This is a genomic window from Sphingorhabdus lacus, assembly GCF_009768975.1.
Classification (GTDB): Bacteria; Pseudomonadota; Alphaproteobacteria; order Sphingomonadales; family Sphingomonadaceae; genus Sphingorhabdus_B; species Sphingorhabdus_B lacus.
In genome coordinates, this window is record NZ_CP035733.1 from 106,703 (window position 1) to 133,275 (window position 26,573).

Consider the following 26,573-nt stretch of genomic DNA (forward strand, 5'->3'; position numbering starts at 1 on the left):
TACTTTCCACTAACTTACGATCTTTGCCTCCCTAAGAGCTCCTTGCTTTTCAGCGTCGTAACCAAGACGCGATAAAATTTCGTCCGTGTGCTCGCCGACACGCGGCGCCTGTTTGGGTCTGGGCTTTTCGTAACCATCTACCCAAAACGGACTGGTAACTGTCATGAGATCAGAGTCAGCGAATGGCACGAAAACACCGTTCGCTTTGGCCTGCTCGTCCTCAAAAATGTCTTTCATTTCGGCGACTGGCCCAAAAGTTACGTCAAAGGAACGAAGACGCTCCGTCCATTCCTTCAGCGTTCGCGTTGCAAAAACGCGATCCAGTGCAGCAGTTACATGTTTGGCATTTTCCGAACGTGAGGCGACGTCGACAAAGAGAGGATCGTCCAAAAGATCCGACTCCAACGCTTCCTTCAGTAATTCCCATCTCCGTTGATCGGGGATGACTGAAAGAATAAGCCAACGCTCATCGCTACATTGATAAGCGTTACGCATTGGAATTCGTGAGTCCTTCCGATCAGGTTGACGACTAACGGGTTCACCGCAGAAGGTTGCCTGAACGGAAAGAGCGTTAGACCAATAGCCGTTCATTAGCAGGGAAGTGCCAACATGCGCGCCTTCACCAGTAATTTCGCGTTGATAGAGCGCCAGCATAATGCTTGCAAAAAGCGATACAGAACAGTTGTGGTCACCGAGACCTGGCGGTAGTCGGGTTGGCGCGTTGTCGCCGGTTCGCACAAGATCCATGAGGCCCGAACGAGCCCACCAAGCAGTCGCGTCAAACCCGCGGTTTAGCGCCTCTGGCCCCACTTCACCAAAGCCGGTAAATGAAGCATAGATCAACCGCGGATTGATCGCACGCATCTCTTCTTCGGTAATCGACAGGCGCCCGCGGACGTCCAGTGGGAAGTTTGTGATAAATACGTCCGCGTCCTTGACCAAGTCACGCAGCACTTCCTTGCCCTCAGGCGAACCGAGATTAAGCCCAATGCTTTTTTTGTTCCGAGCATCGATGACCCAATTTGGGCTAATCAATTCCTTGGCAGCTTCGTCAGAACCTTTTTGCGCATTCCGCACAGTGTGCAATGCCATAAGGGAAGGGTGTTCGTTGCGATATGGATCGCCTGTAAATGGCTGCTCGACTTTAATGACTTCTGCACCAAAGTCCGCCATGATAGTTGCAGCCGCGGGCGCGGAAATATACGTTCCGCAGTCGATTACACGCATGCCGTTTAGCAAAGTTTTCATTCTTGGTCCTCGACCTCCGAGATCTTAAGCGACTATCCAAGCTGGCTGGATGCCAATCGTCGCCAGACTTCACCAACGCAAGCAACTCGCCATTCAATAATATCAAATCAGGACTAGACGCCCTGCTCAGATAACGTTATCTGAAACATTAATCGGAGGTTGTCAATGGGCATAAACATCTTTTGCAAGGACGTGTGCGATCACGCTTTTGTGCAGCTGTGTCCTCAAAAACCGCGCTGATTGGCTTTTAAAATTGAGAATCGGGAAACGAAACTGAGAAGTTGATTGGAAGGGATGTCGCGAATTTTTGAATATGGGAGATGCCAGACGTTTTCTTCGCATCTACTTTCGATTCAGCGCCATCTTAATGTCTCAGTCGATTGAAAAGGCACCGGAATTTGAGGTGCCTGAGTTTAACGCCGTGCAGGGAAATGGGTGATGCCGACTATTGTCGCAAGCGAAGTGCAAAAATTAGTGGAGACGTTGCTACATCGATTCGGGGTACCAGCCGAACTTGCAGAAGTGCAAACGTCGGTCCTTCTGGAGGCCGAGCTTCGCGGCGTCGCATCGCATGGAATTCTGCGTGTACCTCGAATACTACGTAGAATCGAAAATGGTGTTACCAATCCGTTGGCGACAGGCTTGCATGACTGGACATCGCCAGGTTTTCTGAAGGTGGATGGGGACCGCGGACTAGGACCGGTGATAGCCACAAGGGCTATCGATGCGATTGCAGATCGTGCCCTGGAAACGGGTGTGGCAGTTGCCGCAATCTCCAACTCAAACCATGTCGGGATGCTGGCTTGGTATGCTGAGCGCATCGCCAATCGCGGCCAAACGCTCATCGGATTTTCGACAAGCGAGGCCTTGGTGCATCCATGGGGTGGTGGCACGGCGATGATTGGTACGAATCCGATCACGATCGGTGTGCCGACGGACGACGGCGCATTCGTGATGGATACTGCAACCAGCATCGTCTCAATGGGCAAAATACACGATTACGCTAATCGCGGTCAGGTAATTCCGGAGGGTTGGGGCGTCGACGCAAGCGGAGAGCCGTCCACCGATCCTGTCGCTGTCAAGGTCGGGGCGATATCTCCATTCGGCGGGGCAAAAGGCTATGCTCTAGGATTGGCCTTCGAGCTGCTAGTAGCGAGCCTTACAGGGTCAGCCCTCGGGCGTGACGTACTTGGCACTCTCGATGATACAGAACCGTGCACAAAGGGAGACCTTTTCATCGTCATCAATGGTTCGGGAGGCGCGTTGAGCGCTTATCTAGACGCAATTCGAGCGTTGCCACCCGCTAATGGATTTGACGAAGTGCGTGTGCCCGGGGATCGGGCGCAGTCAACACGCGCGCAGAGACTTGCGCAAGGCATTCCCGTCGGGGCGGAGGTTTGGGCCGAGTTGCTGCAAATCGCCGAAGCCACAGCTTCCAAGGAGAGATAAGATGCAGTCATCGGACATTTATAGCGTACAACGATCGCCTCGAAGCGTCCTTTTCGGGCCAGGCCAGAGAGCGGCGTTACCGACTATTGCGCGAAGTCTCGGCCGGCGAGTTCTGATTGTAACCGACGAACGGTTGCGGACTAGTCCGGAGCTTGCGGAACTACTTGCAGGTCTCGAGCAAAGCGGCGTTGCGGTTCATGTGTTTAGCGACGTCGAGCCTGAACTGCCTAAACGCTGCATTCAAGATGCGGCAGCAGCTGGCTCAGCATTCGGTGCGGATCATGTTATAGCTATTGGCGGTGGGAGCTGCCTTGATGCGGCAAAACTTGCTGCTCTATTAATGAAGCATGGCGGCGACTTGTCGGACTATTATGGTGAGTTTAAGGTCCCCGGCCCGACTCTGCCGGTTGTCGCCGTACCTACCACTGCTGGCACAGGCTCCGAGGTCACGCCGGTAGCGGTTGTTGCCGACGAGGAGCGCCTAATGAAAGTGGGCATTTCTAGCCCGTTTCTCATTCCGGAGGTGGCATTGTGCGATCCCGATCTCACAATGACCTGTCCGCCCGGACTGACGGCCCTGTCTGGCGCCGATGCTCTTGCTCACGCGATTGAAGCTTTTACGTCCGCTCCTCGCGAATGGTCGAGCCACACTGCATATGAGCATGTATTTGTGGGCAAGAATTTTCTCAGCGACCGGCATGCACTGGCCGCAATTGAGCTAATCTGTAACAATCTAGCGCGTGCTTATCGCGCGGGCGATGATGTTGAAGCCCGCACCGCCGTTATGCAGGGAGCGATGAGTGCCGCTATGGCTTTTGGCACTGCGGGTACTTCGTTGGCGCACGCAATCCAGTATCCGGTTGGGGCCCTGACCCACACGGCGCACGGCATTGGCGTTGCGATCTTGCTACCCTTTGCGATGGCCTATAACCGCAATCATATTTTGCCTCAACTTTCAGCAATGGCCGATGTGCTTGCGCCGCATCTTCGCGGACATACGGATGTCGCCAAAGCCGACGCCATGATTGACCTTGTTGCCAACTTATTCACCGAAATAGGTATTCCTGGGTCGCTTGCCGATATCGGCGTGGCGGAGAGTGATGTCCCGCAAATTGCCGAATTAGCTCTCGGAACCACTCGGCTTGTAAAAAACAACCCAAGAGAACTTACCTCAGAAACCATGCTGGATCTCGTCCGCGCTGCCTACACTGGTGATCGCGCGAGCCTTATCAATGCCCAAGGAGCAATCGTATAATGAACACGCACACTGGCACTCTTCGCGCTTCCGGCCTCGACTTGAGCCGCGTCCCTACCGGTCTTTTCATTGACGGGACATGGCGGCAAGCACTCAGCGGCTCGACGTTCCCAGTCATTGATCCTTCGACAGGTAAAAGTATCGCGACCGTTGCAGACTGCTCCGAAGAGGAAGGGATGCAGGCTGTAGAGGCGGCTTATGCAGCGGGACCAGCATGGGCGGCAACCGCACCGCGCGTACGTTCGGAAATTCTGCGGCGCTGTTTTGAATTGATGAAGACACGCGCGGACGAACTGGCCGAGTTGATATCGCTCGAAAATGGCAAGTCGCTCACAGATGCTATGGGCGAAGTGAATTACGCGGCGGAGTTTTTCCGCTGGTTTGCGGAAGAGGCTGTGCGTCTCAATGGAGAACTTTATACTGCGCCATCAGGTGCCAACCGCATTTTGGTAGAGCATCAGCCTATTGGTGTAGCCATACTGGTGACGCCTTGGAACTTCCCGGCTGCAATGGCCACGCGGAAGATCGCCCCGGCGCTAGCGGCTGGCTGCACATGCGTACTGAAGCCCGCGGCCGAAACGCCGCTTACAGCTCTTCTGCTTGCCGATATATTTACCGAAGCGGGTGTCCCCGCCGGAGTCATCAATATGGTTACGACCAAGCGGTCGGGTGCTGTGGTCGGTGGCATGTTGAAGGATCGGCGGGTGCGTAAGTTGTCATTCACGGGGTCTACCGAAGTCGGACGTGTATTGTTGCACGCTGCTGCCGACAATGTTTTGTCGTGTTCCATGGAACTTGGCGGTAACGCGCCTTTCATCGTGTTCGACGACGCCGATCTTGATGCAGCGGTTGAAGGTGCCATGATTGCCAAGATGCGAAACGGTGGTGAAGCCTGCACGGCCGCCAATCGCTTTTTCGTGCATCGCGCAATCGCAGACAAGTTTGCGAAGGCTCTTTCCGACCGTATGGCCGCACTGAAGGTCGGTGCGGGATATGACCCACAGACCGAGTGCGGCCCCTTGATCAACCTTGACGCGGTCGACCGTGTGAAAGGTCTTGTAGACGATGCCGTTTCGCGCGGTGCCATCGTTCTAACAGGCGGAACGACCAACACGGACGAGGGATATTTTCTTGCACCAACCGTGCTGATGAATGTGTCTGCCGATGCGGAGATTACACATCAGGAAATCTTCGGCCCTGTCGCTGCACTGAGTGTATTTGACGATGAGGATGAGGTAATCGCGGCTGCTAATAATAGCGAATATGGATTGATTTCATATGTTTATACAGCTGATTTGGCACGCGGTCTCCGAGTTTCAGAGCGACTTGAATCGGGCATGATCGGCCTGAACCGCGGACTCGTGTCCGATCCTGCTGCCCCCTTTGGCGGTTCGAAACATAGCGGTATTGGCCGAGAAGGCTCTCACCATGGTATCATGGAGTTCTGCGAAGTGAAGTACATCGCCGCCAACTGGTGATGGCGGATCTTCCGACTAAAAATGCAAAGATTTCGCTTATCTGAGGGCGTTGTGCCCTTAGATCGTCTCAATACCGAGCGCGCAATATGAGGTTACGATGATCGACAAAACAATGGCAAGTCTGGATCTCGCATTAGGAGCGATAGGAGACGGCGCTGCGGTAATGATTGGCGGATTCGGTACGGCCGGGATGCCCGACGAATTGATCGATGCACTGATCGCCCGGAATGTTGGAGATCTCACAATCATCAACAACAATGCAGGCAATGGCGAAACTGGCGTGGCCGCGCTGATCAAGGCAGGACGGGTGCGCAAGATCATCTGTTCGTTCCCCCGGCAGTCCGATTCTCATCATTTTGACGCGGCCTATCGCGCAGGAACGATCGAACTGGAACTGGTTCCACAGGGCAACCTTGCCGCGCGAATTCAGGCAGCGGGTGCGGGACTTGGCGCGATCTTCACTCCGACAGGCTATGGAACGATGCTTGCGGAAGGCAAGGAAACGCGCACTATCGGGGGCAAGAATTATGTCCTCGAACATCCGATTTATGCCGATTTCGCGTTGATCAAGGCGCATAAAGGTGATCGTTGGGGAAATCTTGTTTATCGTAAAACGGCCCGCAATTTCGGCCCTATCATGGCTATGGCAGCTAAAACCACGATCGCGCAGGTTTCGGAAATCGTCCCACTCGGCACCCTTGATCCAGAAGTCATCGTAACGCCGGGAATTTTTGTTCAACATGTGGTCGAAGTCGCACCTACGCGTTTCGACCCTGCTACGTGAGTAAGGCTGATGACAAACCGATATAATCGCGAACAGATGGCCGCCCGCGTCGCTCTGGATATTCCTGAAGGCGCTTATGTGAATTTGGGGATCGGCCTCCCGACAAAGGTGGCTAACTATCTCCCGCAGGAACGCGATATTTTTCTGCAGAGCGAGAATGGGCTGCTGGGTATGGGACCGCAGCCTCCCGCTGGCGAAGAGGATTGGGAGTTGATCAACGCTGGCAAACAGGCAGTGACGTTGCTTCAGGGAGGCAGCTACTTCCACCATGCGGACAGCTTTGCCATGATGCGTGGTGGTCACATCGACATCTGTGTCCTAGGCGCGTTTCAGGTGTCGGTCCGGGGCGATCTGGCTAACTGGCACACAGGTGAAGAGGGAGCTATACCAGCCGTGGGTGGAGCAATGGACCTCGCTATTGGTGCTAAACAGACTTTTGTAATGATGGAATTGCTGACGAAGCAAGGGGTCAGCAAACTGGTTGAAGCCTGCACTTACCCACTGACTGGATTGGCCTGCGTGTCACGCGTGTATACAGATCTGGCCGTTTTTGCGGTTGGTGAAAATGGAGCACAGGTGATCGAAATGGTCGATGGCTTGACACTTGATGAACTTCGCAATCTCACAGGCGTGCCATTGTCAGAATATTCTGGTGAATTGGAGATACGCTGATGACCGCCGCTTTCATTTGTGACGCTGTTCGAACGCCAATTGGGCGTTACGGGGGCAGTCTTGCCAGCGTAAGGGCCGACGATCTTGGAGCTCTTCCTATGCAGGCACTCCTTTCCCGAAATGCGGATCTTGATCCTTCATCCGTGGACGAAGTTTTCTATGGCTGCGCAAACCAGTCAGGCGAGGATAATCGCAATGTCGCGCGCATGAGTCTGCTGCTTGCCGGACTGCCTGTAACTGTGCCTGGGGTGACGCTGAACCGCCTGTGTGCCTCCGGACTTGAAGCGGTTGGCGCGGCCGCCCGTGCAATCGGCACCGGGGAAATGTCATTGGCAATCGCAGGTGGTGTTGAAAGCATGAGCCGGGCGCCCTTTGTGATGGGCAAAGGCATGTCACCCTTTGATCGTAGCCAGAAATTGGAAGACACGACCATGGGTTGGCGTTTCATCAATCCAGCGCTCGACCAACTCTACGGCACTGAAACCATGCCGCGGACTGGCGAGAATGTTGCCGTCGCTTATGGTGTTTCGCGAGACGTTCAGGATGCGTTTGCTTTGCGTAGTCAGCAGCGCGCCGTGGCCGCTCAACAAAGCGGCTATTTCAACGAGGAAATTATCGCAGTTCCTATCCGCGGGCGTAAAGGAGAAATGCATGAGGTGCGGGTCGATGAACATCCAAGAGCCGACAGTTCGATTGAAGGGCTGCAGAAACTGAAGCCCTTGTTTGGACCCGAAGGAACCGTCACGGCTGGAAATGCATCGGGAATCAACGATGGGGCTGCTGCCATGTTCATTGCGAGCGAAGCTGCGGCGAAAGCGAATGGACTGACGCCGCGTGCTCGAATTCTCGGACTCGCATCTGCCGGTGTCGAGCCGCGCGTGATGGGCATCGGCCCAGTGCCGGCAACACGCAAATTGCTTGAACGCTTAGGGCTTAGGATCGAGGACTTTGACGCTATTGAGTTAAACGAAGCGTTTGCAAGTCAATCCATTGCAGTGATCCGAGCACTTGGCCTTTCCGAAGATGCGTCGCACATAAACGCCAATGGCGGTGCGATTGCTCTTGGTCATCCGCTTGGTATGTCTGGTGCGCGATTAGCCATGACGCTGACGCACCAATTGGAGAAGATTGGCGGCCGCCGCGGGCTTGCCACCCTTTGCGTAGGGGTCGGCATGGGGGTGGCATTGGCGATAGAGCGTGTCTGAATAAATAAATTGATATTGAAGGTGGGTACGACAGGCAAATGTCGGTCGGGACTAGACTTTTGCTTCTGCTGAACGACTTATAATGGGAGGTAAGTCCAACCTGACTGCGATCCCGTCCAGTGCCGACGATGCGGGCGGATAGCTCGACATCACCAAGGGGTCGTGCCCTGGTACGATATGATCGGGCGATGGCGCCAGTGATTGAATGAGATCGAAAGTCTCCACCATTGCGCCGATGTCGTTTGCGATAGTGAAGGGACGACCAGCCTCCAGATTCTCGTAATAATGGCTAGCGTCTGACGCCAGCACCACCCAGCCACGTTTTGTGAACACCCGAACGAACTGAAGTCCCGGAGTGTGACCGGGACCAGGGTGCAGCACTATCCCATCGCACAATTGAGTTTCTCCTGAATGCATGACCACACGTCCTGCAAAGTTCAGTCTGATCATCGCGACGACATCTTCTACTTCGAATGCTTGTGCGATGAAGCGATGCTTCATCTGTCGGCCAGCCACATGATGCATTTCCAGCTCTTGAATATGGAACCTTGCATTGGGGAAGCGACCCAGATTGCCTGCATGATCGTAATGTAGGTGTGTGATGACGATGTCCTGAACTGTTGCAGCATCAACGCCAATAAGGCCTAGAGCATCGACAGGATCATGGAGTAGCGTTCGGCGACGGCGCGCTGCGACTTCCTCTCCGAAGCCGGTGTCGATCACGACCGTCCGTTCTTCGGAAACGGCCACCCAAACGAAATAATCCATCGACATGGGGCCGTCATGGGGGTCCCCCCCGATAAAATGCTCGCTTCTACGCGCAGAGCGGGTGGCGTATTTAAGAGCAAAGAGTTTGAATACGGGAAGGTGATCAGCCATCATTTCCTCTTTAACTTGCTAACCAGCCGCCATCATTGGCTAGCATCGTTCCGGTGATTGTATTTCCGGCTGGGCTGCTAAGAAACGCGACCATCTCGCCCACGTGACCGGCATCCACGAACGTCTTCATCGGGACGCGATTTGCCAGAAACGCGATCTCGGCCTCTTGCTCATCGAGCGACTGCGCGTCCATAATTTGTTCTATACGTTTGTCCACATCCGGGGTTCGCATTGCGCCGGGACAAATGGAGTTGCAGGTTATCCCATCGCCAGCGGTTTCGAGAGCCAGGCTCCTTGTGAGACCGAGTAGCGCCGTTTTCGTTACCACATAATCGGCACGGTTGACGGCTCCGCGCGAGCCGTAAATCGAAGAAATATTGAAAATGCGACCCCATCCGCGCTCGCGCATCGAAGGTATGCATTGAGAAGAGAGGCGGAAAGGCGCCGTCAGATTCACCGCAAGAGCCCTGTTCCAGTCGTCGAGGCTTAGTGCTTCGACTGGAGAAAAATATCGAACAACTGCGTTGTTCACTAGAATATCAATCCGCCCGAGGCGTGATTCCGTATCCTCGATGAGACGGTCGAGTTCGGATGCGTTCGCAAGATCGCATTGCAGATAGTAGGCCTCTATCGCGTGCTTATTTTGCAAATCCTTCACTGCGGCTTCTGTGCTACCAGGATCTTCCAATCCATGAAGCGCGACGGCAACGCCGTGCGATGCCAGCACTTCTGCGATCTTGTAGCCAAGACCTCCTGAGGAGCCGGTGATTAGGGCCGTTTTACCTGTAAGCGAAAATGACACGCGACTTTGGGCCTTACTAGTATACGCGACCAGTCGTCGCGCTCCGTTGGTTCAACGTTCTACAATAGGATTGCGAAGCAGACCAACCCCTTCGATCTCGACTTCGCATACATCTCCATCCAGCATGAACAATTGTGGGTCGCGCGTCCAGCCCACGCCGTCGGGCGTTCCCGTTGCGATGACGTCGCCCGGGACCAGCGTCATGATTTGCGATGCGTAAGCGATGATCTGGGCGATATTGAAAATCATCCGGTCGGTCGTGCTTGACTGAACCACTTCACCGTTGAGACGGGTTACTATGGAAAGGCCATCTTCTGGTGTGGCTTCATCGGGTGTAACCATCCATGGTCCGAAACCCCCTGTGAAATCGAAATTCTTGCCTGGCGTGATTTGCGGCGATGCAAACTGCCAATCCCGGACGCTGGCCTCGTTGTAGCATGCATAGCCTGCGACATATTCGCTGGCTTTGTCTTCGGGGATGTCGCGACCTTCCTTGCTTATAATTACGGCCAATTCGCCTTCCCAGTCGAACGCGTTAGAGCTCCGGGGTTTGACCATCGGTTGATCGTGAGCGACTTGCGACCGCCAAGTCCGCAGGAAGATGGGTGGGACGCCTGCAAGCTCGACCTTTTTGCCTGCAGCCAGAACTTCTTGATGGTGACCGAGGTAGTTTCGCGCCACGCAGATTATCTTCTCAGGCCTTGGAATAACAGGTAGAAGTGTCAACTTGTCCAACACCAAATCAGGCTTCCGGCCCTGCACATCTTCTGCTGCATGCAAGTGCCGACCAGCGGCAATGTAGGATGTCAGTTCGGGGAATTGTGGCAACGCCGCGCCAAGGTCCACGACACCGTCGTTTACCACGGCGCCCCATGTTTCTTTGCCGTCACGCACAAAAGATAGCAGTTTCATTTTGAGTTCCTGATTCAGTTTGAGGATTTAGGAATGATTGTCATTGCCCATTCAACTTCAGCCGCTTTTGCCTCCGGCAGGCGGGTGATGGTTCGGTTAGTGCCGACTCCATTGGACATTTACCTGGACGGCCCACGTCAGGTTCCTGAGCTTGCAGGATCAATTCTTCCTCCAATATTTTTCAAAGCCAAGTTGGGCTTGCCATCTGGCAGACTGTATGTCAATTACAACTACCGGGATGACGGATGTACTCGGGCAGTTCGTGCTAGATTTTTTTTGAGCCACGACGAAAATTCTGCCCTTATGCAGGGTTTGGCAAACATTCTGGTGTTGCTGCCCGGTAAAATAAGGGGCAGGTTGTGTTTGAACTGATCAAAGGACGTTTGATCAAAATTATCAGGCAATATGTCTGACTCAACTGAGTCGGGATTGCGCCAGTCGAGGGCGTTGGCCTTGACCAAATTGTTAGGGAGCAGAAGAAATTTCAATGGATATCAATTTGGGAATGAGCGAAAATTGCCTCGCTGGTATGAAAGTTGTCGACTTAAGCCAGTTCGAAGCAGGACCGTCTTGTACAGAAGCTCTGGCATGGATGGGCGCTGAGGTTGTAAAAATCGAAAACCCCAAGGGTGGGGACCCCATGCGGGGTGCACATGACGACGTCTACCATCATTATCAGTTTCTGCAGTATAATGCGAACAAGCGGTCCGTCACCGTCAATTTGAAAGATCCGCGTGGACTTGAACTCGTTAAAGATATGGTCCGGACAGCGGATGTAGTCGTTGAAAATTTTGCCCCGAACACCATTGAGCGGTTGGGACTGGGGCCAGACGAACTGATGAAAATCAATTCTGGGCTTATCTATTGCAGAATCAAGGGGTTTGGCGTCGGAAGCCGGTTCGAGCACAATTTGGCTTTTGATATGATCGCGCAAGCCTGCGGCGGGCTAATGAGCATCACCGGTGATGAGGATGGTCCACCATGCAAGCCCGGCGCATCTTTAGGCGACTCTGGCACTGGCATGCTTCTAACAGTTTCGATCCTCGGCGCATATATCCGCAAGCTGCGTACAGGGCAGGGTGAACTTTTGGAGGTCGCTATGCAGGACGCCATCCTGCATTACATCCGCAACGCATTCACTTACATGGAATCGTCTGGCAAGGTCGCGCCGCGCTCCGGCTCGCGCATTGTGGGCGGTGGATGCCCTCCGAACGGCGCTTATCCGTGCAAGGGCGGGGGGGCGAATGACTTTGTCTACATTTATACAAGCTTCGCCAACCCCGAGCATTGGGTTCGCCTCTTGCGCATCATGGGGCGCGAAGATCTGATTGGCGACACCCGCTATGACAACCACGGGCGCACAGAGCGGCGTGCGGAAGTTGATGCGATCGTGTCGGAATGGACGCGTCAGCAGGACAAAATCACCGCTATGGAAATTCTCGGGGAGGCCAAGATTCCGGCGGGCGCTGTTATGGACACGCGAGAACTGGCGGAGGACAAGAATTTCATCGAACGTGGAATTCGACAGACGATTCAACACCCTCAGTCCGGCGAATATACGATGAGTGGGTGGCCGGTACGATTTGGAGGTTCCACTCTGCCAGTCACCCGGGCTCCGCTGCTTGGCGAGCACAACATTGACGTGCTTGAACGCTGGCTCAACCTTGATGCGAATGCGATAACCGCGCTGCAAGGCGACAATGTAATTGGCGAAAATCCATGAAGTCGGTTTTCCAAAAAGCGACAATTACAAGTCTGTTTGCAGGGGGCCGAAGTCCTTGCTGTAAACTCGATATTATCGGGCAGGGCCAACAATTTTCAATTAGGACAAGAAGGGCACCGAATTATGGATGACATTTACGAAAAGGGTCTCGCGGTACGCCGAGAGGTACTCGGGGCTGCGTATGTGGATGCAAGCATAGAAGCGGCTGATGATTTCATGGGGGCCTTTCAACATTGTGTGACAAGTTGGTGTTGGGGGTACACTTGGGCACGTCCGGGGCTCGACCTCAAGACGCGCAGCATGCTTAATCTTGCGATGCTGACTGCGCTGAACCGGAGCAACGAACTGAAGCTACATACCCGAGGGGCACTCACCAACGGTGTTACAGTGGACGAAATCCGCGAGATTCTGCTTCATGCGACGTCCTATTGCGGCATTCCCGCCGGGCTCGACGCGTTCAAGTCCGTTCATTCCGTTCTTGAAGCTGAAGGGCTCACGCCCGTCACGGATCCTGTACCAGCTGCGCAGCCCGCCGAATGAGTAGTGCGATGGAGAAAATTGCGTTCATCGGGATCGGGAACATGGGTTGGCCAATGGCTGCTTGTCTCGTGCGCCAAGGATACGATGTGAAGGTTTTCGATGCAGTTCCCGGCCGCGCCGATGCCTTTGTGCAAGAAGTAGGAGGTGCAGCCGCGCATACCCCGGCAGATATATCGGCTGGTGTCGATGTCATCATTACTATGCTGCCCACTAGCCTTCATGTCGAACAAGCGCTAACCGCAACAACCGAAAATATCAGTGCTGGGAGCCTCGTTATAGAAATGAGCTCGGGCTTGCCAAGCGTGACCCGGACTCTCGCAGAAGCGCTGGCACTACGCGGCGTTGCGATGATTGACGCGCCGGTATCCGGCGGGGTCGAGCGTGCCCGTTCGGGCACACTTGCAATTCTTGCAGGGGGTGATCTTGCTGCGCTTGAGCGAGCGCGACCAGTGCTTGAAGCTATGGGTTCCAGCATCCATCGGATTGGTGAAGTTGGTGCAGGGCAGGCCATGAAGGCGCTAAACAATCTTGTTTCTGCTGGCGGCTTTCTAATCGGCATTGAAGCGCTTATCATCGGGAAGAGCTTCGGACTTGATCCAGAGCTTATGGTCGACGCGTTAAACAGCTCGACTGGCATGAACAACAGCACGAAAAACAAATTCAAGCAGTACGTGCTCTCGGGCAAATTCGACAGCGGATTCGGACTCGACTTGATGGTCAAAGATTTGGCTATAGCGCTGGATGTGGGAGCTGCGGGCGGAACGGCTACGCCATTTTCCGCCCTTTGTTTGGAATTGGCGCGGTCAACGGCTGGACTGCTTGGCCCTGGCCGCGACCACACTGAATTCGCGCGACTCCCGGAACGGCTTTCCGGAGTCCAGTTGCATGCGGAGCCAAATGAAACATGATCGGCAATGCCGTGGGTCCAAGCCTGCAAAACAAGACAGGCTACGGTGGTGATACCAAATTCTCCTATTTAGGAGAGGAACTCGCCCATTTCGTCGCTATGACGTCATGGGAGGCGCTAAATGAGCAGGTGAGGCATCAGGCGAAGCGCTGCGTTCTCAACCATATTGGATGCTCGATCGCCGCCCGCGACGCGATTGACGTGGACCGCGTCAGTCGGGTGATGGGGCAATTCGTTGCTTTGGAGACGGCTACGATCGTCGGGCGCCCGGAAAGTACTGATGCGCCGACAGCCGCGTTTATGAACGCCATGACTGCCAACTTTTTTGATTTCGATGACACTCATGCCAGCACGGTGATCCATCCTACAGCGCCTGTCCTTGCGTCGGCGCTCGCAATAGGTGAGATGACTGGAGCGTCAGGTGCAGAAACGTTGCACGCATTCATTCTTGGAGCTGAAATCGCTTGTCGGATCGGTATGGCGGTCTCGCCGACGCATTATGCACGCGGCTGGCACATAACATCCACCTGTGGGGTGTTCGGTGCTGCCGCTGCTGCAGCCAAGATTCTGGGCCTTAATGCCCAGCAAACTTGGAATGCCCTTGGTATTGCCGCCAGCCAATCTGCCGGGAGTATTGAGAACCTGACCTATTTCCCGAAGAATGTTAGTGTAGGCAATGCCGCACGGAATGGCCTCCTGTCCGCATTACTTGCCAAGGAGGGGTGTGAGGCGGCGCCTTCTGCCATAGAGGGCCGGTTCGGCTGGGCGCGGATAATGGGTGACGACATCCGTGTAAGTGAAGCCACCAAAGGGCTAGGGCAGAACTGGGAATTGCTCAACAATACTTTCAAACCTTACCCGACAGGGGTTGTGTTCCATTCTGCCATCGATGCCTCTTTATCGTTGCACGGGCAGATCAACGTGCCCGAGGCTGTGACCGAAATCGTGCTATTGGGTCACCAATTGCTCGCAGACCGTGGAGACCGGGTCGTTCTTACGCCTGCTGACGCTCGGGTTAGTGCACAGCATTGTATCGCATCGAGCGTCGTCAGAGGAAGCTGCACACTCAATGAGTTTACCGATACGGCTCTTACGGACCCTATGATCTCCGCGATGCGCGAAAAGATTCGTGTGAAGGTCGATAGCGACGTGCCGCTGGGAGCTGCAGTCTTACGGGTATCGCTCACAGATGGACAACAATTAGAGGTTCGGCGTGATGTCGCTCATGGCAGTTTGGGTCAGCCACTAAGCGACGGCGAACTTGTAGAAAAGTTTGTACGTAATTGCGAATTTAGCGCGTGGGATACCGGTGACCTGCCGTCAGAAATCTGGAATATTGACAGACAATCAGATATTGCTGTCTTGTTGCGATTATGCCGAGCTGATCGCTGACATCGCAAACCAAAGCAGAAATTTATCGAGGAAGTCGGATTTGAACAACGCACATTGGTCAGGCATGCGACGGTACGAGGGAAAGATCGCAGTAGTGTCCGCAGCAGCATCCGGGATCGGGCGCGCAACGGTTAACCGACTTGCGGCGGAGGGCGCTTTTGTCGTCGGGGTTGATATCGATCCATGTGTTGGGGAAGTGATGGCCACTGAGGTCGAGAATGGCGAAGGCGTCACCCTCGACTGTTGTGACCGCGACGCAGTCGCTTCGACGTTCTCAGACATTTTGGCAAGGCATGGGCGAATTGACGTTCTAGTCAACGTGGTTGGACGTACCGCCGGTGCGAGGCGAACCGAATTTTGGGAGTCTGATCCCGAAGTCTGGGATTTCGTCATTGATGCATCGTTGAAAGCGACGATGAGCTGCACACGGCAGGTAGTGCCTTCGATGCGCGAGCGGCGCTCGGGCCGAATCGTCAATATTGCGTCGCTTGCAATGCTTGCGCCTAATCCGACATTTGCTGATTATACCGCTGCGAAGGCAGGTATAGTTGGGCTAACTCGCGCATTGGCAGTTGAACTCGCGCCGTTCAATGTAACGGTGAATGCCGTATCGCCTGGTCAAGTTGATACGCCCGCTACTCAAGCCGGCCATTCTCCTGAGCTTCGAGCAAGGATGTCAGCGCTTATCCCGCTCGGCCGCTATGGAGAACCAGACGAGATCGCATCGGGTATCGCTTTCCTCGGCAGCGATGATGCCAGCTTTATCACTGGCCATAATTTGGTGATTAGCGGCGGGCGAGCATTTGGTTGAACTCGATCGCCTTTGGGATCGATGCCGCTGGACAGTATCACGTTTGGCGATTGCCGCACTAAGCGGCCCTATTGAACGGCGTTCAGCCAGCCTTGGAGCTTGGCTCAAAATTGAAGCATTCTGTATGTGTGAGGTGATCCGGTGAAAAGCTTAGCTTTGTCAGTCAGCCGAAGGTTTCGCTGGGCGCCACGGGCAGCCGCAGCACTGTTTGTCGGTGGAACAGTAATCGCCTTTTTGCCGGTCAGCGCTGAACCTCCCGTACAAGCCGACAGTTCCTTGTTTTCCGAAGATCAGGCAACGCGAGGAAAAGTAGTATACGCATCCCACTGTGCGGTATGTCATGGCTTTGAGCTGACGGGAGGTGGTGGCTCTCCCACGTTGAAAGGCCCCGATTTTCTTTTTGGCTGGTCGCGAAAATCAACAAAAGATTTAGTAGACTATATCTCCGTCAACATGCCCCCAGGTCAGGGCCGCTCATTGTCCGGTCAGGAGTATGAAGACGTTGCAGCGTACATTCTGGGGGCCAACGGATTTCGGGCGGGCCAATCACCACTCACTGCCACGACGCTGCGGGTTATCGATCAACCTAGCGGCGCCACGAACGCAGTTAACGTTACAGATCCTGCACCTACCGCCACGCCAGCGAAAGAAGTTACTACTCAGCATCGTGTCCCCGAGGGTCAGGAGCAGGAAGGAGCCGTCAACGCCGATGCCACGTATATACGGGCGTTGGAGGAGCGTCATGCGCGTCTTGCCGGATTGTCGCCTGTAACGGATGCCATGCTAGCCAATCCTGCAGATGGTGACTGGCTCACTTGGAGGCGGACTTACGCGGGTCTCGGCTTCAGTCCTTTGCGCCAAGTTAATCGAGAAAATGCAGGAATGCTGACTACTGCATGGAGCTGGTCGCTTCCTGTTTCGCCCAATGCGATTACGCCGCTGGCGCACGACGGGGTACTTTTCGTCTACAGCGCTAACCGCGTCCAAGCGCTAGATGGAACCAATGGTGATTTGCTCTGGCAGTACATTCGTGCGTTACCATCAGCATTGGGTGGCGGAACAGGCTATAGCCTTCGCAACATTGCGATTTATGATGACAAGCTCTTCGTTCCTACAGCTGATGGCCATATGGTCGCGCTTGAAACCAAGACCGGAAAACTGGTGTGGGACAAAAAAATTGTCCCTGAAGACGCCGGTGGCGTTCGGTTGACCGGCGGTCCCACGGTCGTCAAAGGTAAAGTGATCCAAGGCACCAGCTTGTGTTTCACATATAAAGGCGGATGTTTCATCACGGCGCTCGATGCGCGTACCGGAGAGCAAGTTTGGCGCTTCAACACCATCGCTCGCCCAGGCGAGCCCGGCGGCGACAGTTGGAACGGTGCCCCGCTTAGCGAGCGTTATGGCGGCGCGATTTGGACCAGTGGCAGCTATGATTCAGAGTTGAACCTTTACTATATCGGTGTTGGACAAACTTACGATACAGCGACACTTCTCCAGCCGCAGAAGGCGGCCGGGGCATCGGCTGATGCTCTGTACACGAATACCACGCTTGCACTCGATCCTGACACCGGCAAGTTGAAGTGGCACTATCAGCACTTTCAGCGCGACGTTTGGGACTTTGACTGGGCCTTTGAGCGTTCGCTACTCACACTGAATGTTAATGGGCGGCCTCGTCGCGTCAGTCTGACAGCAGGTAAGCTTGGCATTTTCGATGCGATCGACCGAACAAACGGAAAGTATCTGCTATCGCATGATGTCGGGCTGCAGACGCTGGTGGTGGCAATCGACCCCAAAACGGGAACTAAACGGATTGATCCTGCGCTTGCACCTAAAGCGGACGAATCCAAGTCAATTTGTCCGCATGCTGGTGGTGCTCGTAGCTGGCCGGCTACTGCAGTCGATCCGGTTGGCAAGATCGCCTTCGTACCGCTTGCAGAATCATGCATGGATTTTACCTGGACGCCCCGCGATGCCGCGCGGACTGCGGCGGGCGGAACAGATATTCGCTGGAAGCTGAAAGTAAGGCCTGGGTCGGACGGGAAGTTCGGCCGGGTACAGGCGATCAATGTCGAGACTGGCAAGGTTCTGTGGGTAAATCGTCGAAGGGCTCCGCAGTCTAGTTCGATTTTGGCAACTGCGGGTGGACTGGTTTTCGAAGGAGGACGAGATCGCAGATTCCGGGCGCTAGACAATTCGACGGGTAAAACACTTTGGGAGGCAAGATTGAGCGCCGTGCCCAGCTCAACGCCGATAACCTATTCTGCTGGAGGGCGACAATATATCGCCGTAGTGGCTGGTGGAGGTAACGCGCATGACTCAACTTGGCCGATCTTGACGCCAGAGATTGATAATCCTGTAGGGGCAACCACGCTATGGATATTCGCTCTGCCGGAAAGCGAACCATGATGCGCCGTCAATGGCGGTCAGATTTTGTCTAATGTGACGTGGAGGGAAGGCATTTTGTCATACAATATCGGTGACACGATCATCCAAATGCCTTACGAGTCGCATCCATGCTTTTGGGAAAGCAAAGCCGCGAGACGCAATCTCGCAAGTCACGCCGATAGAGATCGGGACTAGAAAGGAATGCCATGAGGCAATCATCCGCCCAAGTTTTAGCGCGTCTGACGATCGGGGTAGGTGCGGCCATCTGGTCGGTTACCGCCCAAGCTCAGGAGAGTGAGTCACCATTCCCCGACGCAGATCCCGCTGAAGGCGTGGCTAACATCTCGCCCGTTACGGATGCTCAGTTGCAGGCGCCCCCCGCGAGTGAGTGGCTGAGTTGGAGGCGTACTCTCGACAACTGGGGCTACAGTCCACTTACCCAAATCAATAAAACAAATGTCTCTCGTCTGGGTTTATCCTGGGTACGAGGACTCGGTCCTGGGCTCCAAGAAGGAACTCCACTTGTCCGCGATGGTGTGCTTTTCATGGTGTCGCCGGGTGATATCATCGAAGCATTTGATGCGACTACCGGAAAGCAGATTTGGCGCAATCAACGCTCGCGGCCCAACGATTTCAAGGGTGCGGTCCCGTTCCCAGATATCAAGCGCAATATTGCTATATGGGAAGATCTCATCATAAACACGAGCGCGGACGGCTATGTTTACGCGCTGAGCGCGCGAACCGGCAAGCCGGTTTGGCAAACACAGGTCACCGACTACCGCGTTAACCCAGCGCAACAAACATCGGGTCCGATCGTCGCCAATGGCAAAGTTATTAGTGGTCGAGGATGCGAACCAAAGGGCGGCCCGGACGCATGCGTGATTACAGGTCATGATGCTCGTACCGGTAAAGAACTCTGGCGCACTCACACCATCGCTAAGCCGGGAGAGCCGAACGGCGACAGTTGGGGCGACATCCCTTGGGAGGGACGTTGGCACGTTGGTACTTGGCAGCCACCAAGTTACGATCCCAAGCTGAACTTGCTATACTTCGGGACCTCAGTAACGTCGCCGGCTCCCAAATTCGCGCTTGCTGGAAACGACAAGACTTATCTCTACCACAATTCGACGCTGGCTCTGGATGCGGACACCGGTAAGATCGTCTGGTATTACCAGCACCTCGTCGACCATTGGGACATGGACCATCCGTTCGAGCGCTATCTAATCGATGAAGTTGTAGCACCCAATCCCAAGGACGTGGTCTGGATCAACCCGCGGCTTAAACCTAATGAGCGCCGCAGCGTGGTTACCGGCATCCCCGGCAAGACGGGCATTATTTATACATTGGATCGCAAAACAGGCGAGTTTCTGTGGGCCACGCCCACCGTCAGCCAGAACATCGTGTCGACTATTGACCCTGCCACCGGAAAAGTGACTGTCAATCCTGAAACCCAGTTTACGGAAGTCGGACAGAAGCGGAATGTATGTCCTTCGGCGCATGGTGGCAAAAACTGGCCTGCAGGTGCTTACAGTCCGCAAAGCGAGATGCTTTACTTCCCGTTGCAACTGACTTGTATGGACGTTACGTCGACCATGAATCGCCGCGATCTTCGCTCGCTTTATGGTATTCGAGTGGATCTAAAGCTGGCGCCGGGCGTCACGAATATGGGCACGGTGCAGGCTTTTTCGGCTGAAACCGGTACGCGCATCTGGACGCAATCGCAGCGCGCTGGAGCCGTATCGCTCGTGGCAACAGGCGGTGGCCTGCTGTTCGGCGGCGACGCCGATGGTCGTTTTCGCGCTTTTGACCAAAAAACGGGCAAGGTTTTGTGGTCGGTAAATCTTGGGGCGCCGGTCACCGGCTTTCCTATTACCTATGCCGTAAAAGGGCGCCAGTATGTCGCTGTAAGTACAGGCAGTTCGCTGAATACCGGCGCGCTGAACACGATTACTTCGGATTTGCATCCAGGAAATCATAATGCGCTCTACGTCTTTGAAGTGCTCGGTAGATGATACGCATTTTGACAATTACGCGTATGTGTTGGGCGATCGGTGGGACAGCGGCAATTCTATATTCCGGTGGAATTGCAGCATACGATCCGTCCAAGAATATCGGGACTGCCGGCTCGGAAGACAGTGGCTTGTTCTCCGCAGTCCAGGCGACCCGTGGGGGCGAGATTTCGGGCGCCCATTGCGCCATGTGCCATGGTGCCGAACTTACCGGAGGCGGAGGCTCACCGCCCTTGCAAGGCCCGGACTTTCTCTTTGGCTGGTCGCCAAAGACAACTACAGATCTTGTCGAATATATTTCAGAGAAAATGCCTCCTGGGCTGGGCCATTCGTTGACCGAGCAGCAATATGAAGATGTTTCAGCCTACATCCTTAGTGCCAATGGCTTTCCGGCAGGTCCGTCGCCTCTCAATCCTGCGAAACCTAAGCGCATCGGTGAGCCACCAGAAGCGGCACAGTGAAGGTGCAGAATCAAAAGCTATGAAGTTCTCGGCGCATTGAAGTTTGTAATCTGCTGCTCTCGAAGAGAAATTGCTCGGCGGGCTCTAATCAGGAGATGTGCTAAGGCTTGTTGTTCCGGGTAAGAAATGCGGAGATCGCCTCAAGATCCTCATTGTTGATCTCAGTTTTCCGGAACTGCGGCATCACCGAAACACCATTGCGCACAAAATAGGCCACTACTTCTGGAGAAAGGTCGGTGCGTTCGGCGAGGGCACCTGGTAGCTTGCCTTCATATTTGGCTTTCAGGGCCTCAGTGCCTGGGTATTTGCTATTCACGGTACTTGGCGCGTGACACGTCGCGCACCAATAGTCGTAAACTTGCTTCCCCTTTTGCAACTTTGCTGAGTTAAGATCCTCTGCAGGTGCTCTGGATGGAATCTGTGAGATCAAGATAAGGCCAAAGGTAGCGGAAAGGATAAACAGGATATGTTTCACTTGCGCTTCTCTCTCAGATTTTTGGGCCAAATACCGCCGCGACCTGGCGCGAAGATTCCGTTCGGGTCGACCGCATCCTTCATCGTTTCGGTAAAACGGCGCAGGACATGGTTGTTAAACGAATAGGTATTGGAGACTTGATCCTGAAACGCTGGAGGAGCGCGATATTCCCCATAACCCGCCTCAGCACCTGCCTTGATGAACGCGGAAAAGAGCTTCCGATTGCGCTTATTGCCCTCAATGTCGGTGCGCGACACGGGAAGGCCGGAAATCATCACAAAAGCACGATACATCCATGTCCAAGGAAACGCGAACGGACTGAACACCGGCGGAAGGCCGAGTTCGCGTGAGGCCTTGGCATATACTTTTTGAGCTTCGAAGATTGCTTCTCCAGACTTTGGGATCACAGATGCGAACCATAAGTGGCCGTCGCGTGGTGTGGGGTTTAAATCTGACCGCGCACCTTGAGAAAAGATCAACATGCTCGGGATGCCAAGAGCGTTTTTTTGATGAACCGCTTCCTGCTCGTCGGGCGTCATTGGAAAACGGAACTCATTATTCAGCTTGAAGGTTGCATCTGGGATCGCGGCAGCAAGACGCCTCTGGGCCGCCTCCCAGTTGGCTTTAACTGACTCCTTTGCTCCATAGAACTGGAGCTCGCATGTCCATGATGCAAGTTTAAGGTCTGCAGCTAAGCTGTCAAACTCGGCATCGGTGATTTCCGGGCGAAGTACGAAGTCACGCGTCTTCGGCTCGTTCATCAGCACTTCCAGAGGACTGCCATAGTTAGGCATGCCGATCATACCCGTGTGCTCAAGATAGTTGACGACGTCAACAAGCGGGATCAGATCTTGGCGCTTCGGTACCGATACTGTGCCGGAGATGTAGGCTTCGGGCTCGGGCATCAACCAGAAGCCCATTTTGGTCACAATGCCAAAATTTCCTTGGGCAAATAGTCCGTCAACCGAAGGGCCGAAGCCGTGCTTGTATTCCCCCCAAGTCTTGGCACCCGGAAGGGCGCCCATACCTGTGCGCATTATTTCGCCGTTGGGTAGTACGACTTCCATACCACAATGGTTGCTAAAGTGATCGCGGTGATGTCCGTAGGTATAACCCACGCCGTGATCGAGGCTGTTTCCTACAACGCTGCCCCAACCTGGATCGGGACAGTCGATCCACACTTTAAGTTTGTTTTCCTGAATGTGGCGGTACAAGTCGAAATAGGCGACCCCCGGCTCTACTATGCAGAAATGTCGGTGATCATCGACCTCTATTATCTTGTTCATTCGCTTAAGATCGACGACAACGCTTCCGCTCAAATTGGGTGAAGATCCACCGTATCCCAGATTTTTCCCCGTTGAAATCGGGAACAGCGGAATCATGAACTCATTGGCGATTCGAACGATCGCCTGAACTTCCGCAACGCTTTGCGGAGCCACTGCTGCAGAGGGCAGAAGCTCTTCTGGCTCGTCACGCAGAGGTGAATAGCCATCACGGTAGAGCATGACGTCTTCTTCGCTGTCGAAAACCCAACGTTTGCCGATGGCTTCCTTGAACTTAACCAGAGCAGTCCTGAAATTGGCCGCGGATACGTTTGGAGGGAGGGGAAGCGGCATTATAGCTCCTTCAAGTGAGTTTTACGCGCGTCTGCGTTGATTAGCTCGATTGACCGGCGCGATAACCCATGAGAACAGAGCTTCGTCCTCTGTCGTCCCGATCGCTCTATCATGACCTGGGAAAGCGATTTCGGTCGGAGGGCAAATTTCATGGCGGCACGAGAAGGCAAGACGCGCTATCTGGGTGGCCCAGTTTGGACCCGATAGGCGTGCTTGAGCTTCGGCAAGAACGTCGGGTGGACCAGAGACTTTGTGCTGTAAGCGATTCTGAACGACGCTATGCTCAGCGCGAAAAACGACCCTGAGGTCGGCGTCCCAACCCCATCTTTCCAAACAGAAAAGTGGTCCAAATGAAGTCAGTCCCGCGATAGCCATAGGCTCCTTACGCCACTGCACATCGATCTCGCTAAACCATAGCTGCGTTATGTCACCTTTGATGGAACGGGCAGACTCGCCTAGCCGAACGACTTCTTCACCAAATGCGACGCTTTCCGGAAAGCGTTCGTCGAAAATGGCGCAGAAGTAATTTGGACGGGTTGTGCGCTCGATAGCAGGATTCCACGCTAGAGCCGTAGTAGAGGGAGCAGCCGAAGCTGCAATGCAGGCTTGGATAAATTCTCTACGGTTAGCCATGATCACCTGTCCTAAACTTCAGGTAAGGGTTTCTTTCCTTCTGAGAGCGCGGCGTTGCAACATGCACGCTGACATCCCAATGCCGACCTATGAGAATTGCGATTTGCGTTCGCTAATTTCGATACCGGCTAATTTGAGCGGGTCTGCAACATCCTTCCATCGTGAATCCGGCCGTAGCAAGTCACCCACAATCTTGAACGGGAAGCACATGGCTAGTCGTGTTAGTTCAGGACTGTCGGCCATCCGTTGGTAGTTGTCGCAATCTTGTCTGCGCCGCACTGGATCCGCTTCTTCCATCATGCGCTTATTCTCAGATGCAGCGGGCGACGAAATTTCCAGATATACCCGTCGACGCTCATCGGAGTAGCGATCAAGGATCGAATCGTCCTCTTCCCCACGAACGACCGCTGCAAGTACGTCTGCTAAGACCATACCATCCCAGAAGCCCGTGGTAAGTCCAAGGCCTCCCATCGGGTTGGTGCAGTGTGCCGCATCCCCGGCGAGCAAAATTCGACCGTCCCTCAACCGCGATGCACAACGTTGATGGATCGTATAAGGCCTGGCCGCGACGATCTCGTGTTTCACACCTTCGGGTATGTGGAATGCGTAACGCTCCGGAAGTCGCTCCATAAAGGTTTCAGCCGGCAGAGCGCTATCTTCTTGGTATGTGAGTCGGTACAGTCCCTGGGGATTGATGATCGAAATGACGGCCATATAGACCGGGTCACAAACGAAGCCCCCATCAGCAAAGCCCAAGCTGGTGAAATCGCAGTAGACATTGGTGGCGACGAACCGGTTCGGCCAGGTGAAGCCCTCATACGGGATGTCCAAAGATTTTCGAACGGTGCTGCGCGCTCCATCGCATCCAATCAGCCATTTCGATTGAAGTGTACGAGGCCCTTCCGGTGTGTCAACAATTGTGATAACGTTGTCTGAATGCTGCTCCATCGAAACAACACGGTGACCAAACAACACCTGAACACCATGCCTTACGGCGTGTTCGCAGGCGATCCGTGCGGCGACGTCCTGCCCAGCCTGAATTTGATAGTCATATGTAATGCCTTCAAGCACCTTGAAAGACAGAGTAGCGCTAAAATCCAACGCGGGAGCTTTTTGAAACACGGTTTGGAAGTGGTAGCCTTCGCGATCAAGATCTTCCAATACGCCGAGTTTCTTAAGCGCGGCCATTACGACAGGAAAATAAGCAATAGCGCGGGGTGCGTCACTGATCGACGGCTCGCCTTCAATCACTGTTACACGAACACCTTCCTGAGCGAGCGCAAGCGCCGTAAACAGGCCAACGGGCCCAGCACCAACAATCAGGACATCTCCAGCATCGATCATATATCTCTCCTAATATCACGCTTTGCGCGAGTCTGTTGCGGTCAATTGAATGATTGTCATATAAAGATCAAGCAGAAATTGAGGGTTAGGAGATATTTTTAAGGAATGTTCTTATGCTGCCGCCTCCCGCTGAAGGCATTTCAGTGTAAAGCGATTGTTATGTTTGGGAGAATTTATGCGTAATTGAATATTACTATGCATTATAATTTATGAAAGTAATGTTAGATTATGAAACGCAGATCATATTCTATAGAATACTTAATTTGTAGGTAATTTAACGCCTTTGATGTTGAGATATAGTTTAGTTTTAGCGTCAGTAAGCCCAGTTTTTTTTGCCGTAGTATTAAAGGGTTTTAATTTTTTGTTTGTCGGCTTAGCTTGTCTTTGCCAACACTGGTTGCAGCAGGCATCCTTAGGCTTTAGGGTGCCTGACAGCGAAAAGCTGCCGCAGAGCAGTAGTGATAGTGGAAAGGATTGCCTCGGAATGTCGGCTTCTCGATTGCCTCACGAACTTTGGTCGGCGAAACGGGGATCCCCTTTGCAACTCGCGGCACAGGGATATTTTTGGGTCGGGAGCGAGGTTGTTGATACATCAGTAGGTCCCGGTCTCCGCGGGCAGACTTACGTCGAGTATTGGATTCCTGAAGATCTGCGGCATCCATTCCCAATCGTCATGGTCCATGGTGGTGGCGGGCAGGGGTTGGATTTTCTGGGGACTGGCGATGGCCGCGAGGGCTGGGCTCATTGGTTTGTACGCCAAGGGTACGCTGTTTATATTATTGATCGACCGTGTCATGGCCGCTCGCCATTCCATCCGGATATTCAAGGCGAAATGATGCCGCTTCTTCCCTCCATTGTGGTGGAGCGTCTCTTTTCGCGTCCATCGACGTTCGAAGACAATTGGCCGCAGGCTCGGCTGCATGACAAATGGCCGGGTTCGGGCACGTTTGGCGACCCTGCTTTCGAAAGCTTTTTGGCTAGTGCTGGGCCGATGCCGGCGAGCATGGAGTTGCACCATCAAGATGCACAGCGCGGTGGTGCAGAGTTGCTTGATCAGATTGGGCCCGCGATTTTGATGACGCACTCCGCAGGCGGTCCAGTGGGATGGCTGATGCTTGATGCTCGGCCTGCGCTGGTGAAAGGAATAGTCGCTGTAGAACCGGTAGGGCCTCCGTTTGCAGAGAACCCTGACGGGAAACTTAATTGGGGCGTCACTGCGGCTCAGCTAACGTATGATCCTCCAGTTGAACGGTTTGATCAGTTCGAATTGCAAGAGCGTTTGCCTACTCGTTCAGATAACGTTGCCTGCCTAGTCCAAAGAGAACCTGCACGTCAGTTACCGCACTTTCGGGATGTCCCGATCGTCGTCGTTACGGCGGAGGCGTCATGGATGGCTGCAGACAATCATGGGATTGTCGATTTTCTGGCACAGGCGGGCGCTACGATTGAGCATTTACGTCTCGAAGACGTCGGCATTCACGGCAACGGACACGCCATGATGCTTGAAACGAATAGCGACGAAATCGCGCAGGTTATCCAAGATTGGATTGAAGAGAAGCAATTGTCCTGAGGTTTTATGAAGGAACGTCCCTT

At 54.1% G+C, this 26,573-nt stretch carries 24 protein-coding genes; 16 read left to right on the plus strand and 8 right to left on the minus strand.

The window, feature by feature from the left end:
• Window positions 1–9: 9 nt before the first annotated feature.
• The gene (locus tag EUU25_RS00520) at window positions 10–1,248 is read right to left on the minus strand and encodes a CaiB/BaiF CoA transferase family protein (RefSeq protein ID WP_158897530.1); all 1,239 of its coding nucleotides are present in this window, start codon (window positions 1,246–1,248) and stop codon (window positions 10–12) included.
• A 438-nt stretch (window positions 1,249–1,686) separates the two neighbouring features.
• On the opposite strand from EUU25_RS00520, the gene EUU25_RS00525 reads away from it, so the two are divergent.
• From EUU25_RS00525 to pcaF, 6 genes are all read left to right on the plus strand, one after another.
• Window positions 1,687–2,697 (plus strand): Ldh family oxidoreductase, encoded by a 1,011-nt coding sequence (locus tag EUU25_RS00525; protein ID WP_158897531.1) that lies wholly within the window; start codon window positions 1,687–1,689, stop codon window positions 2,695–2,697.
• 1 nt (window position 2,698) lies between these two features.
• Window positions 2,699–3,952 carry an iron-containing alcohol dehydrogenase gene (locus EUU25_RS00530; RefSeq protein WP_158897532.1) on the plus strand — a complete coding sequence of 418 codons (1,254 nt, stop codon included), beginning with the start codon at window positions 2,699–2,701 and terminating at the stop codon, window positions 3,950–3,952.
• Window positions 3,952–5,430 (plus strand): NAD-dependent succinate-semialdehyde dehydrogenase, encoded by a 1,479-nt coding sequence (locus EUU25_RS00535; RefSeq protein WP_158897533.1) that lies wholly within the window; start codon window positions 3,952–3,954, stop codon window positions 5,428–5,430. Before EUU25_RS00530 ends, EUU25_RS00535 begins: the two co-directional genes overlap by 1 nt.
• Window positions 5,431–5,527: 97 nt before the next feature.
• Window positions 5,528–6,214: a 3-oxoacid CoA-transferase subunit A gene (locus EUU25_RS00540; RefSeq protein ID WP_158897534.1), complete on the plus strand. Its 687-nt coding sequence runs from the start codon at window positions 5,528–5,530 to the stop codon at window positions 6,212–6,214.
• A gap of 9 nt (window positions 6,215–6,223) precedes the next feature.
• Window positions 6,224–6,886: a 3-oxoacid CoA-transferase subunit B gene (locus EUU25_RS00545; RefSeq protein WP_158897535.1), complete on the plus strand. Its 663-nt coding sequence runs from the start codon at window positions 6,224–6,226 to the stop codon at window positions 6,884–6,886.
• Window positions 6,886–8,091 (plus strand): 3-oxoadipyl-CoA thiolase, encoded by a 1,206-nt coding sequence (gene pcaF, locus EUU25_RS00550; RefSeq protein WP_158897536.1) that lies wholly within the window; start codon window positions 6,886–6,888, stop codon window positions 8,089–8,091. The genes EUU25_RS00545 and pcaF overlap by 1 nt, the downstream gene beginning before the upstream one ends.
• A gap of 51 nt (window positions 8,092–8,142) precedes the next feature.
• Here pcaF and EUU25_RS00555 read toward each other — a convergent pair whose 3' ends face one another.
• Genes EUU25_RS00555 through EUU25_RS00565 form a run of 3 tightly spaced genes read right to left on the minus strand, consistent with a single transcriptional unit; the run spans window position 8,143 to window position 10,684 of the window.
• Window positions 8,143–8,973, minus strand: coding sequence for an N-acyl homoserine lactonase family protein (locus EUU25_RS00555; RefSeq protein WP_222848812.1), 831 nt, complete (start codon window positions 8,971–8,973; stop codon window positions 8,143–8,145).
• A 7-nt stretch (window positions 8,974–8,980) separates the two neighbouring features.
• A complete protein-coding gene (locus EUU25_RS00560) occupies window positions 8,981–9,772 on the minus strand; it encodes an SDR family oxidoreductase (protein ID WP_158897537.1) in 792 nt (263 codons plus the stop codon).
• Between the two features lie 51 nt (window positions 9,773–9,823).
• Window positions 9,824–10,684 (minus strand): fumarylacetoacetate hydrolase family protein, encoded by an 861-nt coding sequence (locus tag EUU25_RS00565; RefSeq protein WP_158897538.1) that lies wholly within the window; start codon window positions 10,682–10,684, stop codon window positions 9,824–9,826.
• Between the two features lie 33 nt (window positions 10,685–10,717).
• On the opposite strand from EUU25_RS00565, the gene EUU25_RS00570 reads away from it, so the two are divergent.
• From EUU25_RS00570 to EUU25_RS00610, 9 genes are all read left to right on the plus strand, one after another.
• Complete coding sequence (locus EUU25_RS00570; RefSeq protein ID WP_158897539.1) at window positions 10,718–11,056, plus strand: hypothetical protein; 339 nt, start codon at window positions 10,718–10,720, stop codon at window positions 11,054–11,056.
• 115 nt (window positions 11,057–11,171) lie between these two features.
• A complete protein-coding gene (locus EUU25_RS00575; protein WP_158897540.1) occupies window positions 11,172–12,407 on the plus strand; it encodes a CaiB/BaiF CoA transferase family protein in 1,236 nt (411 codons plus the stop codon).
• Between the two features lie 123 nt (window positions 12,408–12,530).
• Window positions 12,531–12,947 carry a carboxymuconolactone decarboxylase family protein gene (locus tag EUU25_RS00580; protein WP_158897541.1) on the plus strand — a complete coding sequence of 139 codons (417 nt, stop codon included), beginning with the start codon at window positions 12,531–12,533 and terminating at the stop codon, window positions 12,945–12,947.
• Between the two features lie 8 nt (window positions 12,948–12,955).
• Window positions 12,956–13,855: an NAD(P)-dependent oxidoreductase gene (locus EUU25_RS00585; protein ID WP_222848813.1), complete on the plus strand. Its 900-nt coding sequence runs from the start codon at window positions 12,956–12,958 to the stop codon at window positions 13,853–13,855.
• Window positions 13,852–15,246, plus strand: a complete 1,395-nt coding sequence (locus EUU25_RS00590) for an MmgE/PrpD family protein (protein ID WP_158897543.1) — start codon at window positions 13,852–13,854, stop codon at window positions 15,244–15,246. The genes EUU25_RS00585 and EUU25_RS00590 overlap by 4 nt, the downstream gene beginning before the upstream one ends.
• Window positions 15,247–15,340: 94 nt before the next feature.
• On the plus strand, window positions 15,341–16,057 hold the full coding sequence (locus tag EUU25_RS00595; protein WP_158897544.1) for an SDR family NAD(P)-dependent oxidoreductase: 717 nt from the start codon (window positions 15,341–15,343) through the stop codon (window positions 16,055–16,057).
• 141 nt (window positions 16,058–16,198) lie between these two features.
• Entirely contained in the window at window positions 16,199–18,463 is a 2,265-nt protein-coding gene (locus EUU25_RS00600; RefSeq protein WP_158897545.1) for an outer membrane protein assembly factor BamB family protein, read from the plus strand.
• A 185-nt stretch (window positions 18,464–18,648) separates the two neighbouring features.
• The gene (locus EUU25_RS00605) at window positions 18,649–20,454 is read left to right on the plus strand and encodes a pyrroloquinoline quinone-dependent dehydrogenase (RefSeq protein ID WP_158897546.1); all 1,806 of its coding nucleotides are present in this window, start codon (window positions 18,649–18,651) and stop codon (window positions 20,452–20,454) included.
• On the plus strand, window positions 20,451–20,912 hold the full coding sequence (locus EUU25_RS00610) for a c-type cytochrome (RefSeq protein ID WP_158897547.1): 462 nt from the start codon (window positions 20,451–20,453) through the stop codon (window positions 20,910–20,912). The genes EUU25_RS00605 and EUU25_RS00610 overlap by 4 nt, the downstream gene beginning before the upstream one ends.
• Window positions 20,913–21,012: 100 nt before the next feature.
• On the opposite strand, the gene EUU25_RS00615 is transcribed toward EUU25_RS00610, so the two are convergent.
• From EUU25_RS00615 to EUU25_RS00630, 4 genes are all read right to left on the minus strand, one after another.
• Window positions 21,013–21,387, minus strand: coding sequence for a c-type cytochrome (locus tag EUU25_RS00615; protein WP_158897548.1), 375 nt, complete (start codon window positions 21,385–21,387; stop codon window positions 21,013–21,015).
• Window positions 21,384–23,003: an FAD-binding oxidoreductase gene (locus EUU25_RS00620; protein ID WP_158897549.1), complete on the minus strand. Its 1,620-nt coding sequence runs from the start codon at window positions 23,001–23,003 to the stop codon at window positions 21,384–21,386. The genes EUU25_RS00615 and EUU25_RS00620 overlap by 4 nt, the downstream gene beginning before the upstream one ends.
• A gap of 21 nt (window positions 23,004–23,024) precedes the next feature.
• Window positions 23,025–23,636 carry a hypothetical protein gene (locus tag EUU25_RS00625; protein ID WP_158897550.1) on the minus strand — a complete coding sequence of 204 codons (612 nt, stop codon included), beginning with the start codon at window positions 23,634–23,636 and terminating at the stop codon, window positions 23,025–23,027.
• A gap of 87 nt (window positions 23,637–23,723) precedes the next feature.
• Complete coding sequence (locus tag EUU25_RS00630; protein WP_158897551.1) at window positions 23,724–24,980, minus strand: FAD-dependent oxidoreductase; 1,257 nt, start codon at window positions 24,978–24,980, stop codon at window positions 23,724–23,726.
• Window positions 24,981–25,266: 286 nt separating this feature from the next.
• Here EUU25_RS00630 and EUU25_RS00635 point away from each other — a divergent pair, with 286 nt between their 5' ends.
• Complete coding sequence (locus tag EUU25_RS00635; RefSeq protein ID WP_222848814.1) at window positions 25,267–26,550, plus strand: alpha/beta hydrolase; 1,284 nt, start codon at window positions 25,267–25,269, stop codon at window positions 26,548–26,550.
• Window positions 26,551–26,573: the final 23 nt, after the last annotated feature.